The organism is Microvirga aerophila (assembly GCF_003332305.1).
Taxonomy (GTDB): Bacteria; Pseudomonadota; Alphaproteobacteria; order Rhizobiales; family Beijerinckiaceae; genus Microvirga; species Microvirga aerophila.
Genome location: NZ_QOIO01000014.1, coordinates 65125 through 81333, shown reverse-complemented (window position 1 = coordinate 81333; position 16209 = coordinate 65125). Strand labels below are relative to the sequence as shown.

Sequence of the window (16209 nt, the reverse complement as noted above, 5' to 3'; positions counted from 1 at the left end):
CGATGACCATTGCCTTGTCACAGTTCGAAGAAGTCCGGCTCGATCGCGTGAGCCGCGATTTCGGGACACTCAACGCCTTGCGCGACATTTCTCTGACGATCCGGCGGCGCGAGTTCATCGCGCTCCTCGGGCCTTCAGGATGCGGCAAGTCGACGACCCTGAACTGCATCGCGGGCCTCCTTCCCGTTACAGGTGGGGCGATCTGGCTCGACAAACACCGGGTCGACACGCTTCGCCCGGAGGAGCGCGGGTTCGGGATGGTTTTCCAGAATTACGCGCTCTTTCCCCATCTCAACGTGCGCCAAAACATCGGTTTCGGCCTCAAGATGCGTGGCACGCTGAAGGCCGAGATGGACCGAAAGGTCGACGAGGCGCTCAGCCTCGTTCGCCTCCAGGGGCAGGAGCATAAGCTGCCCGGTCAGCTCTCGGGTGGGCAGCAGCAGCGCGTAGCGATTGCCCGCGCCATTGTGATCGAGCCGCCGCTCGTTCTCATGGACGAGCCGCTGTCGAACCTGGACGCCAAGCTGCGGCTTGAGATGCGGGCGGAGATCCGGCGCATTCACAATGAACTTGGCGCCACGACCATCTACGTGACCCATGATCAAGACGAAGCTCTCTCGCTCGCCGACCGTATCGTCGTTCTGCGCGACGGCGTCATCCGCCAGGTGGGAACGCCGAAGGAGCTTTACGAACAACCTGCTCATCTCGACGTGGCGGATTTCATGGGCTTCCGCAACAAGCTCAAGGGGCGCGTCCTGTCCTCGACGAACGATCGGGCCGTCATCGACGTGAACGGGGCCCAGATCCACGGCATCGCGAGGGAGAAGCTTTCTTCCGGCTCGTCGGCCTATGCGGCCATCAGGCCCGATGATCTCGTCGTCGGAGAACCCGGACCCAACTCACTCGCGGTCACGGTGGATACCATCGAGTATCGTGGGCGCGAATTTGTCGGCACGGCCCATTCGCACGGCGGACATGATTTCGTTTTCCGGTCCCACGTGAGCGTGGAGCCTGGATCGCAGATTCACCTACACGCTGGCGACGAGCGAATTCTCGTCTTCGCGGAGCCGATACAGGGGAGGGCATGATGGACGCGCTCGCTCCAACCCCCACGATCCTAGAGGGCCCCAGCCTGCGCCAGCGGTTGGCGGCCTACGGGTTCGACGCGGTGACATTACTCGTCGTACCCGCCGCCATCTTCAGCCTTCTTCTCTTCGTCTACCCCTTCGCATTCGGCTTCATCCTGTCCTTCGAGCCAAAAGCCGGCGGAGACTGGCTTGCCAATTACAAGCGCTTCTTCTCCGATCCCTTTCTCTACGAGACGATTGGCAAGACGCTCGGGCTGGCAGTCCCGGTCACGCTCCTCAATCTGTTGATTGCGGTCCCAATCGCGTTTCGCGTTCGGCTGATGCGCCGCCAACGTCTTCTCACCACGATCCTGGTTCTGCCCATCACGCTAGGCACCGTTCTGGTGGCCGAAGGACTGCTGAATTACCTTGGACCCCAGGGCTGGTTCAACCGAACCCTGATGACCTTCGGGCTGATCTCCCAGCCCCTGAAGCTCGTTCATAACTACTGGGGCGTTTTCGCGTCCCTGGTGATCACCGGGTTCCCGTTCACGTTCCTCCTGACTCTGTCCTACGTCACCGGCATTGATCCTGCGCTCGAGCAGGCGGCCGCGACGCTCGGGGCCAGCGCTTGGCAGCGATTCCGGCATATTTATCTGCCTCTGCTCATGCCGGGCTTCGCCATCACGTTCTGCCTGTCCTTCGTTCAAGCCTTTTCGGTCTTTCCGTCGGCGGTCTTGCTTGGAGAGCCTGCAGGTCTGACACGTGTGATCTCGATTGCGGCCTATCAGGCGGCGTTCGAAGAGTATGATTATCCGATGGCTTCGGCGGTCGCGATGATCATGGGGTTCGTCCAACTCGCCATCGTGGTGGCGGTCCTGGCTTCCCGCGGCTTGTTCTATCGAGGCCCTGCCTCGGGTGCGAAAGGGTGATCCGATGATCCGCGACACAACAATCGGCTCGAAGCTCTGGGCGGCGGCCGTCTGGACCGTGGTGGGCTTCTTTGTGGTGAATCTGCTGGCCATGATCGCCACGGTGGTCACCAGCTCATTTGCCACCCGCTGGCTCGGGACCTGGCTGCCGATCGGCTGGACGACCCGCTGGTACTCGTCGGCTTGGAGCGAGTTCCAACTGGGCGATGTGCTTCTCGTGACGTTCCAGGTAGTGGGCGCCGTGGTGCTGATTTCCGGCGTGCTCGGGGTCACGGCCGCCTATGCGCTTGCCCGCCGCGACTTTGCCGGCAAGCGCCTCCTTGTGCTTCTCTTTCTGCTGCCGCTCCTCATCCCGCCGATCACCTTCGGCATTCCGCTGGCGACGGTTCTCTATCGCACCGGCCTTGCCGGAACCTTCTGGGGCGTGGTGGCCGCCAACCTTGTGCCGACGGTCCCCTTCGTGATCCTCGTGATGATCCCCTTCATCGAACAGATCGATCCAAAGATCGAGGCGGCCGCAAGGGTGTTCGGAGCCAACACCTTCAAGCTCTTCATCCATGTGCTTCTGCCGCTGCTCCTTCCCGGTATTCTTGCGGCGCTGCTGCTGGTGCTGGTGCGCACGATCGCCATGTTCGAGCTGACCTTCCTGGTGGCGGGACCAACGAGCCAAACCCTCGTGGTGGCGCTCTACTACGCCGTCTTCGCCGCCGGCGTGCGCGCCGTCCAGTCCATCGACGCCATGGCCGTGGTGTATATGGTCACAACTCTTATCTGGTTGATCATTGCCCTGCGGTTCGTCAACCCGACACAGATCGTCACGCGGGCCAAACAGCAGCCTGCTCATTGAGGACGCGAGGCAAAGGCTGGGGGGAGGGGATCTCCTCTCCTCCCGGCTCATACGCGTTGTAGGGGACGTCAGGAGGCCCAGTTCGTTCTGAAATCGTTGAACAAGGTCAGGCCCCCGCAGGCATAGAGCGTCTGGCCTGTCACGTAGGACGCGTCGTCCGACGCCAAGAAGGCGAAAATAGCCGCCATTTCGTCCGGGGTGCCGGCGCGCGCCATGGGGATATGATCTTCGACATTCGCGCGGGCTTCCTGATCATCCTTCCAGGCCGAGTTGATGTCAGTCAGAATCGCCCCCGGAGCAACGGCGTTCACCCTGATGCCGCGATCCGCGTATTCCAGCGCAAGGGTGCGGGTCAGATTGCCAAGGCCGCCCTTGCTAATCGAATAGGCGACATAGCCCGGCTTCGGGATGATCTGGTGTACGCTCGAGCAGTTGATGATGACCCCGCCGCCAGGCCGCCCCAAGTAATGGCGGATCGCTGCCTGGGAACAGACCAGCGCACCTGTCAAATTGACGTTCAAAATACGCTGATATTCTTCAATCGAGTAGTTGTGGCTTTCCGCCTCGGATTGGATGCCGGCGTTATTGACAAGGATATCGAGCCGCCCCCATTTGCCGATCACTTGATCGCACATGGCATTTGCCGCCCCTGCGTCTCCGACATCGGCCTTCACGATCAAGTGACGATCTGCTGGGCCGCCCACTTGGCGGGATGCTTCCCGCGCCTGTTCAAGCGTCTCCTTTGCGGCGCTCTCTGATCCGCTGTAATTGATGGCGACGGTTGCGCCTTCCTGGGCAAAGCGAATCGCTATGGCGCGGCCGATCCCGCGTGAGGCGCCCGTCACCAGAGCATGACGGCCTTCGAGTCTGGTTGCCGCAGTCATGGCTTCTCCTTCGTCCGGTTGTGATCGTTCCGAGCTACATAAGATAAAGCGAATGCAAAAGAGAACCTGTCAGGAGGCATCCGGTTCGACGACCTCTCCCGCGAAATCTATGATAAATTTCCTAAGTTTCTCAACTTGGTGATTGCTGCCAATCGGCAAAAGCGCGCGCCGACAATCACGATACTGGAGGCGGCTGGATGGTCCCGCTTGCCTAAGCTGTACGGAGCAATAGTTCGAACGAAAGCCCGGGAGCCCGAGTCTTCAGATTGAACCGAAGGAGTATCAAGATCGTACCCGACTGTGTTCTCACATATGCTTCGGGAGGAGAAAATGCTGACGAAGAACAACGAGGTCGCGAATCCCAATCTTCGGCCTATGATCACGACGCCGGTCTTTCCCACCACATCCACCGAGTTCATCAATCTCGTGGCGCATTACCATCGCGCCGAGATCGCCCGCATGGCGGGCTGGCGGGACCGGATCGACCGTACGACGAACTGGGCCATTACCGTCGTGGCCGCCATGCTGTCGCTCTCCCTCTCGACTCCCACCGCTCACCATGGAGTGTTGGTCTTCGCCATGCTTCTGGTCCTGCTGTTGCTGGTGATCGAGGCGCGGCGGTATCGCTTCTTCGATGTTTATCGGAGCCGTGTGCGTCGGTTGGAACGTAACTATTTCGCTCAGGTCTTCGCTCCGGAGGACGGGACGACGGATAACTGGGTTCAGGTGCTGGGCGGGGATCTCAGGCGCCCCTTGTTCCTAATCAGCAGTCAACAGGCGCTCACCCGCCGCCTGCGGCGCAACTATTGCTGGCTGTTCCTGATCCTGTTGCTGGCCTGGTTGCTCAAGACCACTTTCATCCGGCTCGAGCCGAGCGCCGTCGAGGTGCAGCTCGTGCGGTCTCTCGACGAATGGGTCCGAAACGCCGCCATTGGCCCTGCACCTGGCTGGCTTGTTGTCAGTGTGGTGGCGCTTTTCTACGGGTGGATTCTCTATTCGGCATTCCGCAAGCCACAGGGAGAGGGTGAGCTCGCCTTCGGCGACGTGCATGTATGAGGAGCCGTCGCCCTTCGGCCGTGTGGTGAGGATAGAGGAGGGCACCGCAATGCAACACACTCCAAGTTTCGAGCCAAATCGCGCTGATGCGGTTGTAAAATTTGAAACAGGACCCAATAATCCCGGTTCAGGTTCAAGCCTCAGGGCGGTGTGGCCCTGGGGTAGCAATATTGGCTCCGATACGGCGCATAGGACCGGGTCGCGCGGCCGACGTAGATTGGCAAAGGGAAGTCATGGACAGTCAGATTGAACAGAAAATCCGGGAGCGCGCTTACGAGCTTTGGGTGCGGGACGGGCATATCCCTGGCAAGGCCGACGATTATTGGTACGAAGCTGAGCAACAGATCCGAAGCGAAGAAGGCGTAGCCTTCGACGAGGGAAGCGAAACTCAATCAGGCTCCGGGCTGTCCGACACGTCAGCGATGCCGGACGACGTCGCGATGCCCTCCGTCAATGCAGTTGGTCTTTCAGAGAACGTGCTGGCAGACGTTGGTATGGTCAAAACTCGCAAAAAACGGGCTCCCGCTTCTCCGAAACCGGACGATGCAGGCCTCGAGCCCGCAACGACGCCAAGGCGGAAACGGTCAGTCCAGACTCCCTAACAGGGTCCTGGGCATAGACGTTGCAGAAGACGCTCGGCAAGGAGTTCGCGCGGGCGCGGCGAGACCGTGACGCCCGCGCTCGCTATCGACTGGATCGGGCCTCGGAAAATTGTCAGGCTATGAGATGAGGCCGCTCAACGTTCTCTCCGTCGCATCGGAAATCTATCCGATCATCAAGACGGGTGGTCTTGCTGACGTCGCCGGAGCGCTGCCCCGAGCTCTTGCCAGTCAGAACGTCAGGATGATGGCCCTCATCCCAGGCTATCCGGCGGCCATGCGGTCCGTCGAGAGTGCGGAGGTCGTCCATCGCTATGACGGCCTTTACGGGGGTACGGCCCGGATTCTCTCCGCCAAAGCCGGAGGCCTTGAGCTTTTCGTGCTCGATGCGCCTCACCTGTATGATCGGCCGGGCTCTCCCTATGTGACGCCTGAGGGGTGGGATTGGCCGGACAATGCCCAGCGGTTTGCCGCGCTTAGCGAGGTTGCGGCGATGATCGGGCTTGGCGGCCTACCGGAATTTCAGCCGGACGTCGTCCATGCGCACGATTGGCAAGCGGGCCTTGCGCCTGCCTATCTGCACTATGCCGGCGGGCGTCGGCCCGGAACCGTTCTCACAGTGCACAACATCGCCTTCCAGGGTGGATTTCCGGCATATCTTCTTTCCTACCTCAACCTACCTGCTGGTTCCTTTACCATCGACGGGGTCGAATATTACGGTCAGATAGGGTTTTTGAAAGCGGGTCTGCATTTCGCCGACCGCATCACAACCGTGTCCCCGACCTACGCAGTTGAAATCCAGACCCCAGAGGGCGGAATGGGGCTCGACGGCCTGCTGCGGACCCGGTCCGGTATCGTGTCCGGAATTCTGAACGGGATCGACGAGACTGTTTGGGATCCGGCAACGGATCCGCATCTTGCCGCCCGCTTCGACAGGGCCGGTCTGGAAGCCCGATCAGTGAATAAGGCAGCGCTCCAGGAACGATTGGGTCTTAGCCCTGATCCCGACGCGCTTGTCTTTGGCGTCGTGAGTCGGTTATCGGAGCAGAAGGGCCTCGACCTCCTTCTCGGAGAATTACCCAGCCTACTAGCTGATGGAGCCCAGCTTGCATTGCTCGGAGCCGGCGACAGGGGGCTCGAAGCAGCCTTTCGAGCATCCATGTCGGTTTATCCGGGTCAAGTCGGCTGCTTCTTCGGCTATGATGAAGCTCTCGCCCATCAGATACAGGGCGGAAGCGATGCGTTGCTGGTGCCCTCCAGGTTCGAGCCCTGTGGCCTGACGCAGCTTTGCGCCATGCGGTATGGAACCATACCGCTCGTGGCACGGGTCGGCGGGCTCGCTGATACGATCATCGACGCGAACGAGATGGCGGTCGCAGCCGGTGTCGCGACCGGTATTCAATTCTCTCCGGTCACTCCTGCGGCATTCGGTGGAGCCGTTGCGCGAGCAAAGACGCTATGGCGCGACAGGGATAGTTGGAAACGCCTGCAACGCAACGGTATGGGGACCGACGTGGGCTGGACCCAGCCGGCGAAACGCTACGCCGAACTTTATCGCACCTGCGCCGCATCGGCGTCTTCTGCAACGAGTTGAAACAGCAGCAGCGAGCGTCCGGCCACGTCGTACTTTGAGCCAAACTTACAGAGGGGCGGCGCCTCCAGGTCAGGCAGGTTAGTATCGACATGGCAGAGCCATACTCGTCCCCCGACGACCTCCGGCAACCTGCACGGTACGGTCTCGTGGTGGGCGTTCAGGATGAGCAGGAGGGTCACGTCGGTGCCACGCTTGCGGATGCCCGTGGCTTGCGCCCGTCCATCGAGAAGAATGCTTATGCAACGCGCATTTGCGTCGTTCCAGTGCCCCGGCTCCATCTCCTCGCCGCTTGGCGTCAGCCACGTCACATCCTTGACGTCGAGTTCCTCATTGTAGGTCCCGGCCAGGAAGCGTCCGCGTCTCAGGATCGGTTGGCTGTGACGCAGGTGAATAAGCTTGCGGGTGAAGTTGAGCAGCTTCGTGCGATCCTGGTCGATCGACTCCCAGTCGATCCAGGAGATCTCATTGTCCTGCGCATAGGCATTGTTGTTGCCTTTCTGGGTCCGGGCGAACTCGTCGCCGGCCAGAAGCATGGGCGTTCCCTGGGAGAAGAGCAGCGTCGCCAGCATGTTACGCATCTGGCGGAAGCGCAGCGCTTTGATGTCCGGGTCGCTGGCCGGGCCTTCGACGCCATGATTCAAAGAAAGATTGTGGTCGTGTCCGTCCTGATTGGCCTCTCCGTTGGCCTCATTGTGCTTTTTCTCGTAGGAGACGAGGTCATTGAGCGTAAACCCGTCATGAGCCGTCACGAAATTCACGGAAGCCCATGGCTTGCGTCCGCGTTTGTTGAAGATATCCGCCGAGGCGGTGAGCCGTGACGCCAGTTCAGGAACTTTTCCCTCCTCACCTTTCCAGAACGCCCGAATAGTGTCCCTGTATCGATCGTTCCACTCGGCCCACCCGGGTGAAAAGCGACCGACCTGATAGCCGCCTGGACCGCAATCCCAGGGCTCCGCAATGAGCTTCACCTGACTCAGCGCGGGATCCTGCCGGACCGTATCGAGGAAGCGACCGTCTTCCTCGAAACCATGCGGTTCACGTCCCAAGATGGTTGCAAGATCAAAGCGAAATCCGTCGATGTGAACCCCCTGGGCCCAGTACCGGAGACTGTCGGTGACGAGTTGCAACACCCGCGTGTGGCTGAGATTGACGGTATTCCCGGTTCCGGTGTCATTCACATAATATCGCCGGTCATGCTCGAGCCTGTAATAGGAGGCGTTATCAATGCCCCTGAACGACAGGGTAGGACCGGTTTCATTGCCTTCCGCGGTGTGATTGTACACAACGTCGAGGATCACTTCGATGCCCGCGTCATGGAAGTGGCTGACCATTTGTTTCAGTTCATTGACAAATGGGGTGGCGAGATAGTTCGGCTGAGGGGCAAAGAAACTTATCGAATTATAGCCCCAGTAATTTCGCAGCCCCTTTTCCACGAGGTGCGTTTCGTCCGCGAAAGCATGGATTGGAAGAAGCTCTATCGCCGTAACACCGAGGCTCTTGATGTAGGTGATCACGTCATGATGCATGAGGCCCGAAAAGGTCCCTCGCAAATCCTTTGGAACCGACGGGTGTTTCATGGTGAACCCGCGCAAATGCATCTCGTAGATGATGGTCCGTTCCCACGGGATCTGCGGCCGACGCTCATGACCCCATGTGAAGGCTGATTCTACAACACGGCACTTGGGCATGAAGGCGGCGCTGTCTCGATGGTCAAAGGACAGGTCCCCATCGGGTGCGCCGATCCTGTAGCCGAACAAGGCCGGGTTCCACGTGACGCCGCCGATCAGTTGCTTGGCGTAGGGATCGATCAGAAGCTTGTGGGGGTTGAACCGGTGTCCTTCAGAGGGCTGATAGGGCCCGTAGACGCGGTAGCCGTATGTGGTGCCGGGACGCGCATCCGGCAGGTAACCGTGCCAGACCTCATCGGTATACTCGGGCAGATCGACGCGCTCCAGTTCGTGCTTCCCATCCCCGTCGAAGAGGCAAAGCTCCACCCGTGTGGCATTCGCCGAGAACAGAGCGAAATTGACCCCAAGCCCGTCCCAGGTTGCTCCCAGGGGGTAGGGCAAGCCCTCCCGCATCCTGGATTTGCGGATCAGGGGCGACGCGGTTTCCCTTATAGGGCGTCTGCGCGTCTTGAATTGCTCATTCATATGGATTCCAGGGCGAACGATAGACATAAGAGACCATCGAAACATTAATCGTAAGACAATCACGCCAAGAATCTGCCAGAGATTCTAGCGGGCCGGCCTGACAGCAGCGAGTAGTAAAACGTTTGAAGGGAGCGAAGTGCCCGTGTAATGGCGTGGATTTCGCTCCACAGAGCCAGTTTTTAGCTGATCTTCCTCAGTACGGCGAAAGGCGTAGAAGCAAACAGAGATGCAACCGGGCAATCTTCCGTCCCAGTTTCCACCTCGTGACCGCTGATGACGTCCTGCCAGCGGCCGCCGGGCAGGTTGATTGCCGTGTCCCGCCATTCCGTATTCACTTGAAGCTGTGCTCCGCCCGACGTGAGGTCAGACCAGTGTCGCGGCACGATAACCGCTAGAGTTTCATCGCCATGGCTCCGGGTGAAGGCGATCAGGTGATCGGAGCGGGAGCCGGAAATAACCGTGGGCCGATAATCACCCTCTGCGTAGAAAGCGGGGTGTCGCGCCCGGTCTTCGAGCAGCTTGGAGAGAAAATGCTGCTTGATGCGCCCATCCTTCCACTCCGAAATCAATCCTTCGAGCCCGATCTTGCCTCCAAGCGCTTGAACCCTGGCTTCGTACTCCACGGGCCGCCTGTTGTCCGGATCGACAAGGGAGAAATCCCAGAACTCCGTCCCCTGATAGATGTCCGGGACGCCCGGGATCGTCATCTTGAGGATTGTGCGCGAAAGACCGTTCAGCATCCCCAGGAGCGAGAGGCGCTTGGCAAGGGGGCGGAAACTCGCGAGGAACTCGCTTCGCGGCTCAAGGAGCGCCCGCAACAAGTGTAGAGCTGCATCCTCATAGGCCTCGTTCGTATCAATCCAACTCGTATGCCGCTTCGCCTCCCGAAGCGCCTTGAGGACAAATCCCTCCATTCTTTCCCGGAAAGTGCTCAGGATCGCAGGGTCATCCTCGTCCAGAAGCTCCAGGGGCCATGCGCCGAGCAGAGCCTGCAGAAGAATGACCTGATCGTTTCCATCGGGCGACGGGAGATCATCTACGAGCGACAGGTGAGGCGACGCAATCCCACGCCAGCGATCCAGCGCATCTCTCCACTCGTCAGGTATCTCCGAGAGCGCCAGAAGACGAGCGCGGGCGTCCTCACCACGTTTCGTGTCATGAGTTGCGGTGGCAATCATTGCATGGGGCCATTCCCGCGCCCGAACCGCGTTGCCCTCGTGGAACTCGGCAAGAGAGATGCCAAAATGGCCGGGGTCCCCGCCAACCTCGTTGAGAGCGATAAGCCGCCCATAGCGATAGAACAGGGTGTCCTCGAGGCTCTTGGCCATGACCGGCCCGGTCAGTTGTTGAAAGCACCGGCGGAAACGTTCGTCATCGTCGGGACGTGGTGAAGCACCGTCGGCATTTCCGTTTCCAAGAAGGACCGCCTTTATGAACTCGTGCACATTGTGATCGGACAGGCCGCTGAAGCGTTTGGCCGCCTCGATGGTCGACTCGATCAGAGACACGTCCTCGGCCGAGGGCTCGACGCCGTCAAGATAGGTTCGATAAACCGGAAAGGCTGCAATGATGTCGACTATCGCCTTGCGAATCGCGAAGGCCGTGTAGTCGCGGGTTCGATAATTCGTATCAGCGATCGTTTTGGCATCGGAGACCAGCGCAGCAAGCTCGCTTGCAAAATTGTTCTGCGTAATCTCCGTCTTCGCCTGCCTCAGGAGACTATCATAGCTGCCGTCGAGGTCAGATGCATCGCGATAAGCGCTCTCGAACGCACCGCGAGCCTGCGTTTCGAGAAGGACTCCGTCTATGACGTTCAAGACATCGTAGCCGGTGGTTCCCGCCACGGGCCAGGGGCGCAGCTCTTCGCCCGGTTCAAGGATTTTCTCGACGAGAACATAAAAGCCTGGACCGACCTTGCTTTGAAGGGCGCGAACATAACCCTTGGGATCAGCCAAACCGTCGATGTGGTCGATCCGAAGCCCATCGACCCGCTTCTCGTCCACGAGACGGAACAACAATTCATGGGAACGCTCGAAGATCTCCGGCACCTCGACCCGCAGACCGGCAAGGCTGTTAATATCGAAGAAGCGACGGTAATTGATGTCGCTGGACGCAACCCGCCAATAGGCCAGACGGTAGACCTGTTCCTCCAGCAGACGATGAAGAATGCCGAAACTCTCCGGGACTCCCGGGGTGCCGCTGATCATCTCGACGGCCTGATCGATCGCGCTTTTCATTCCAGGAGACGCACTGGCGAGTTTCGCCAATTCCGCCTTCAGTTGATCTGCTGCGGCAATACGATGACTAGGAGCGCCCTCGCTCAAAACCCCAAACTGCGCGCTGAGCCTGGCCAGTTCCCTTGATCCCGGAGCATCACCGAGGGCTGTGAGCGCATGCTCAAGCACGACAGGGTAGGTCAGCGGACAGAGTGGAAAACGATGTTCCCAGTGCCAGACGCTGAAACTTCCCTCAGCTGGATCGAAGGTCAGCTTGAGATCGCCGTTCTCGATAACGCGTCCGTAAAGGTCGCCGAGATTGGGAAGAATGAGCTTTCCATCCGCTCCAGGACGGGTCCAATCGATGTCGAAGGCGTCGATGAATGGGGACAGCTTTCCCCACTCCAGGACGGAAAGCCACCATGGATTATCGGCCCCACCCACGCCCATGTGGTTAGGCACGATATCCAGCAATAGCTTCAGCCCATGCTGCTTTAAGATATCCGAAAACCTGCGGAAGGCGTCCTCGCCCCCGAGTTCGGGATTGATGACGGAGTGGTCGACAATATCGTAGCCGTGTGTCGAGCCCGGGCGGGCAGCTTGGATCGGAGACGAGTAGACATGGCTGATCCCGAGTTTCGCAAGGTAGGGAATGACCTCGATCGCATCGTCGAAGGTGAAATCCTTATGGAACTGGAGACGATAAGTCGCCCTGGGCGGCGGAGAGGCAAGCATGTTGCGCCGCCGGTGCATGTCCCGCCCTTCCTCGGCCATGGCGGAGGCAAGTTTGGCCAACAGGCTGTTCGACGCCGTGATCTCTTCGATGGAGGTTGAGAGGCGTCGGCGCCAGTTGGGATGACCAGCGTCGAGCCCAGGCATGTTTGCTTGATTCAATTCCCCCGACACGTCTTCGAGTTGCAGCGCCGCAAGAGCCGATGCGGTTCGGGCAAGATAGCGCACGGCTCCTTCGAGGGGCGGCTCCTCAGGAGCGTCCGGCGAGGGCAGGAGCTTCTGCTCCGCCAGAGCCTGCGCAAAGTGCTGGCGGTCGGCGCGACGCCCAGCCTGTTCTCTCCGACCTGTTGCCGGATCGAACACGCCGAAAGTTTGGCGCAGATCGATGTCGAGGCCGCGCCACCAGCCAGCAAAGGTCGGAAGATCATGAGTCGTGAGAACCGCGAGCGCGGATCGCGGATACTCGGCTGGACGCGTGAATGCCTCCCCCTCGCGCTCGAAGGGCTGAACACGGTAGCTCAGCACTCCGGATTCCATGATGGCTTTGGAAAAGCCCTCCGGCGCGGTGCCGAGGTCTTCCGCAATCACCAGACATTGAGCGCGATGGCTCTCAATCCGCAGTACGGCCAACATCGCCTCGAACGGGAAACCAACGTAGGCGCCTTGCGATGCTGGCGCTCCCGGCGGAATGAGGAATAGACGGCTGAGCTGGAACGCATGGTCGATGCGGATCGCGCCTGCATGGCGCATGTTGGCTGATACGAGGTCACGGAACGCCGAGAGACCATCCGCTTCAAGCGTTAGTGGATTGAACGGCGGCAGGCCCCAATCCTGCCCTTGTGGGCCTAGGGGATCGGGCGGGGCCCCAATCGACAGGCCAGCTGCGTAGCGTTGCGGGGTGGCCCACACCTCCGACCCGCCGCGGTCGGCTCCTACCGCGAGATCCCTGTAGAGCCCGATCGGCATTCCGGCATCCCGAGCCCTCGCGGCCGCGTCGGCGAGTTGCTGGTCGGCTACCCACTGGAGCCATGCATAAAAAGCGACCCGTTGGGCCTCCTCGGTCCGGAAGCGCCGAACAGCATCCGACTCAATGGACTGAAATTCCACCGGCCATTCTCCGAGCCACCACCGCCCCTGCTCCTTGAAGTGCTCCGACAACGCTTCGAACGTTGCATGCGCCTCAAGAGCTTCTCCGCCCGCCCGCCGAAACGCCTCGAATGTACGTTGGTCGCCATGCGCTTGGTGATACTCCCAGAGCAAATCGAAGAGCGGACGCACGGTCGACCATATCGCTGCGTGATTGAGCAACGCTGCCTCTCGAAGCTGCGAAAGGCGCTCTTCGATATCCGATTGCCCTAAGAGAGCCGCGGCGCGGGATTCGCGGAAGCCTTGAACCGATGTCGGGTCGATATGGATCGTCTCGAGGAACAGGCGCGAGGATGGCGAGTAGGGAGAAATCTTCGAACGGTCGGACGCGAACAGGGCATGGACCGGGCTGAGACCCAGGAAGGCTCCACCGAACCTAGCCACACCCTGCGCGACAACCGCCACGTCCGTGTAGGTGCCGATCCCGAAATTGCTCTCGGATCGCAGCGAATAAATCTGTGCGGCGGCCCCCCATAGGCGTACATCGCCGCCTAGCACATTCGGCTGCCAGCACTTGGGCGGGGCTGCCATGACAGTGGCTCGCGCGTCCCCAATCTGCAGGCGGTGATACCCGGCGGGCAGGGCAGGGAGCTGCAAAACGCCACCCGTCTTCGGCGTCTGTCCCTCGTGGACCGTGCCGGTCTCTTCCTCGAGACGCCACTGAAGCTCCTGAGCCGATCCGCGCAGGGTTATGGTCGCAGCGCGATCGGGCGCGACAACCACGAGAGCCGGGATGATACCGGTCTTCAGGCGCTCCAGCTGAGCGAGACGTTCTCGCGCCTCCGCCTCATTTTGAACCGCGAGCCCGAGTCCCGTCAGAAGAGCCTTTCTGGTTTCAGGAGTGGTCTCGACGCTGCGGCCGAAAGCATCTTTATACTGTGGAGAAATCCCGACAAGCGTCGCCATCCGCCCGAGCAGCGTTTCCAGTCCGTTCATTCCGGAAGACCTTTTAGTACAATGCCGGACCAAGGCGCGAGGCTGATGTCTTGGCTCGTGGCTGTAGTGCTTGAAGTGGACCAGATCGGGCGAGCGTCTCTGGTGTTCTGATGCCTGCTGTCGGTATCGCCGAAATTCGCAAGCAGCCTGAGCGTCCCCGCTGCGAAGTGCCATGTGATGTCGACGGTCTGTGCAGGACCAAGGCTGTAACGAGATCCCTTGAACGGGCTCTTTATCAACGGGGTGATTTCCGACTGACGGACTTGCAGCAACCCTCGTATGTCGGCCCGCACGTCACAGTGGGGCGAGCGGCTCACCTCCGCCCAATCGAGCTTTGAGCGCTCGAAGGTGGCGCGATCCGTGGGATCTGGAATTTGAAGAGCGGCTTCCGGATCGGCGAAAGCCTTGAAGTGCTTGAACTCGCCCCGTCGGCCTTCGCGCACAGCCTTGGCCAGATCAGGATCATTCTCGAAATCGACGAAGAACATGAATGGTGTCGATGCAGACCATTCCTCGCCCATGAACAGGAGTGGGATCTGCGGCGCAAGAAGATGGAGCGCCCGCGCGAGGGCAAGCTTCTCTGGAGGTATGAGGTGAGAAAGCCTTTCGCCGAAAGCGCGATTTCCGACCTGATCATGGTTCTGGAGGAACGATACGAAGGCCGTAGGCGATAGATGCCCGGAAGGCTCCCCGCGAGTCGCGCCGCCTTTGTGCGGGGACGGATCTCCCTGATAGGCGAACCCTTCCGCCAGAGCCCTTGCAAGCCTTTCTAACGGCTGGTCGGCGTAATCTTCGTAATACCCTTCGCTCTCACCAGTCAGGAGGGCATGCCACGCGTTGTGAATGTCGTCGGCCCATTGGGCCGTATGGAGCGGCGGCCGGCCAGCCTCGTCGCGGCCAAGCCAGCGGGCCTCGTTGGCCTCATTTTCGAGAACCAGGTGGATCTCTCGGCCAGGAATGGTTTCGCGGATGCGCCTTGCCAATTCCTCGATGAAATGAGGCTGGCTGTCATCGGAGATCGCGTGGACGGCATCGAAGCGCAGGCCGTCGATATGAAATTCCTCAAGCCAGTAGAGTGCGTTGTGGAAAAAGAACTCGCGTACGGGGCGGCTGCTCTCGCCATCGATATTGATCCCCGCGCCCCAGGGGGTCTCGTGCCGGTCAGTGAAGAACGACTTTGCATAGACGTGCAGATAATTTCCCGAGGGGCCGAAGTGATTGTAGACCACATCCAGGAACACCATCATGCCAAGCGAGTGAGCGCGCTCCACGAGCCGTTTTAGATCGTCCGGCGTTCCATATGCGGCATCGGGTGCGAAAGGAAGAACCCCGTCATAGCCCCAATTGCGACGACCTGGAAATTCCGCGACCGGCATAAGTTCAATCGCTGTGATGCCTAGATCGCGGAGTTCCTCTAGCTTCGCCATCAGGCCCACATAGGTGCCCTCTGGGGTGGCGGTGCCGACATGGACCTCATAAAGGACAGTCTCCTCCCACGGCCGACCGACCCAATCGGTATCGGACCACTCAAAGGAGGCGGGCCGAACCACAAGACTGCGGCCATGCACGTCGTCGGGTTGGAACCGTGATCCCGGATCAGGCACCACGATATCGCCGTCGATCCTGTATCCGTATCGAGCGCCGTCCCTCGCCTGAGGGGCGACCAGCTCGTACCAGCCATCCTGTCCAGCGGGCATCGGGAAATCTGTCTCATCCAGAACGAGACGCACGTCGCGTGCGGTCGGTGCCCAGATGACAAAGCGAACACCTTCGGTCGTGATTTCGGCGCCGAATGGCATCGTGTGAACTCGCCGCATCGGGTCTCCGTGGGATGGGATATAGGAAGGGTACTTGCGAACGACGGCGCCGGGCCATTGTTCCAGAGCTTTTTGGAAAAACGGCCAAGTTTGTGTTTGGTGTTTCGCGCTGCGGCCTCCTGGCCGGAACTTACTCCTATCCCCACATCGGAACCGGCTTGTCCTGCCCGGATGGAGTTTGTAGGAGTTCTCGCTGAAAAAGTTTTCTAATAGGTGGAACTTTCACATCG

10 protein-coding genes are annotated in these 16209 nt (G+C 60.1%); 6 read left to right on the top strand and 4 right to left on the bottom strand.

The window, feature by feature from the left end; translation table 11 throughout:
• Positions 1–2 precede the first annotated feature (2 nt).
• The 3 genes from DRB19_RS09875 to DRB19_RS09865 are packed head-to-tail and all read left to right on the top strand — an operon-like array spanning position 3 to position 2846.
• The gene (locus tag DRB19_RS09875) at positions 3–1088 is read left to right on the top strand and encodes an ABC transporter ATP-binding protein (RefSeq protein ID WP_114185874.1); all 1086 of its coding nucleotides are present in this window, start codon (positions 3–5) and stop codon (positions 1086–1088) included.
• Positions 1088–1999 carry an ABC transporter permease gene (locus DRB19_RS09870; RefSeq protein WP_114185873.1) on the top strand — a complete coding sequence of 304 codons (912 nt, stop codon included), beginning with the start codon at positions 1088–1090 and terminating at the stop codon, positions 1997–1999. Before DRB19_RS09875 ends, DRB19_RS09870 begins: the two co-directional genes overlap by 1 nt.
• Positions 2000–2003: 4 nt before the next feature.
• Entirely contained in the window at positions 2004–2846 is an 843-nt protein-coding gene (locus DRB19_RS09865) for an ABC transporter permease (protein WP_114185872.1), read from the top strand.
• A gap of 68 nt (positions 2847–2914) precedes the next feature.
• Here DRB19_RS09865 and DRB19_RS09860 read toward each other — a convergent pair whose 3' ends face one another.
• On the bottom strand, positions 2915–3730 hold the full coding sequence (locus tag DRB19_RS09860) for a glucose 1-dehydrogenase (protein ID WP_114185871.1): 816 nt from the start codon (positions 3728–3730) through the stop codon (positions 2915–2917).
• Positions 3731–4060: 330 nt separating this feature from the next.
• On the opposite strand from DRB19_RS09860, the gene DRB19_RS09855 reads away from it, so the two are divergent.
• The 3 genes from DRB19_RS09855 (at position 4061) to glgA (ending at position 6979) form a co-directional block, all read left to right on the top strand.
• Complete coding sequence (locus DRB19_RS09855) at positions 4061–4786, top strand: DUF2270 domain-containing protein (protein WP_373867361.1); 726 nt, start codon at positions 4061–4063, stop codon at positions 4784–4786.
• Between the two features lie 233 nt (positions 4787–5019).
• A complete protein-coding gene (locus DRB19_RS09850) occupies positions 5020–5388 on the top strand; it encodes a DUF2934 domain-containing protein (protein ID WP_114185870.1) in 369 nt (122 codons plus the stop codon).
• A gap of 124 nt (positions 5389–5512) precedes the next feature.
• A complete protein-coding gene (gene glgA / locus DRB19_RS09845) occupies positions 5513–6979 on the top strand; it encodes a glycogen synthase GlgA (protein ID WP_114185869.1) in 1467 nt (488 codons plus the stop codon).
• On the opposite strand, the gene glgX is transcribed toward glgA, so the two are convergent.
• The 3 genes from glgX to treZ all read right to left on the bottom strand — a co-directional run bounded on the left by glgX (position 6937) and on the right by treZ (position 15979).
• The gene (gene glgX, locus DRB19_RS09840) at positions 6937–9132 is read right to left on the bottom strand and encodes a glycogen debranching protein GlgX (RefSeq protein WP_114185868.1); all 2196 of its coding nucleotides are present in this window, start codon (positions 9130–9132) and stop codon (positions 6937–6939) included. The two genes, glgA and glgX, sit on opposite strands and share 43 nt — an antisense overlap.
• A 179-nt stretch (positions 9133–9311) precedes the next feature.
• Positions 9312–14162 (bottom strand): malto-oligosyltrehalose synthase, encoded by a 4851-nt coding sequence (gene treY, locus DRB19_RS09835; protein WP_174799942.1) that lies wholly within the window; start codon positions 14160–14162, stop codon positions 9312–9314.
• A complete protein-coding gene (treZ, locus tag DRB19_RS09830) occupies positions 14159–15979 on the bottom strand; it encodes a malto-oligosyltrehalose trehalohydrolase (protein ID WP_114185867.1) in 1821 nt (606 codons plus the stop codon). Before treZ ends, treY begins: the two co-directional genes overlap by 4 nt.
• Positions 15980–16209: the final 230 nt, after the last annotated feature.

What these genes read in the sequence shown, in the direction of transcription:
- DRB19_RS09850 (WP_114185870.1), top strand. Translation starts at nt 5,020, where the DNA reads ATGGACAGTCAGATTGAACAGAAAATCCGGGAGCGCGCTTACGAGCTT.
- DRB19_RS09860 (WP_114185871.1), bottom strand. Translation starts at nt 3,730, where the DNA reads ATGACTGCGGCAACCAGACTCGAAGGCCGTCATGCTCTGGTGACGGGC.
- DRB19_RS09865 (WP_114185872.1), top strand. Translation starts at nt 2,004, where the DNA reads ATGATCCGCGACACAACAATCGGCTCGAAGCTCTGGGCGGCGGCCGTC.
- DRB19_RS09855 (WP_373867361.1), top strand. Translation starts at nt 4,061, where the DNA reads ATGCTGACGAAGAACAACGAGGTCGCGAATCCCAATCTTCGGCCTATG.
- glgA (WP_114185869.1), top strand. Translation starts at nt 5,513, where the DNA reads ATGAGGCCGCTCAACGTTCTCTCCGTCGCATCGGAAATCTATCCGATC.
- treY (WP_174799942.1), bottom strand. Translation starts at nt 14,162, where the DNA reads ATGAACGGACTGGAAACGCTGCTCGGGCGGATGGCGACGCTTGTCGGG.
- treZ (WP_114185867.1), bottom strand. Translation starts at nt 15,979, where the DNA reads ATGCGGCGAGTTCACACGATGCCATTCGGCGCCGAAATCACGACCGAA.
- DRB19_RS09875 (WP_114185874.1), top strand. Translation starts at nt 3, where the DNA reads ATGACCATTGCCTTGTCACAGTTCGAAGAAGTCCGGCTCGATCGCGTG.
- glgX (WP_114185868.1), bottom strand. Translation starts at nt 9,132, where the DNA reads ATGAATGAGCAATTCAAGACGCGCAGACGCCCTATAAGGGAAACCGCG.
- DRB19_RS09870 (WP_114185873.1), top strand. Translation starts at nt 1,088, where the DNA reads ATGGACGCGCTCGCTCCAACCCCCACGATCCTAGAGGGCCCCAGCCTG.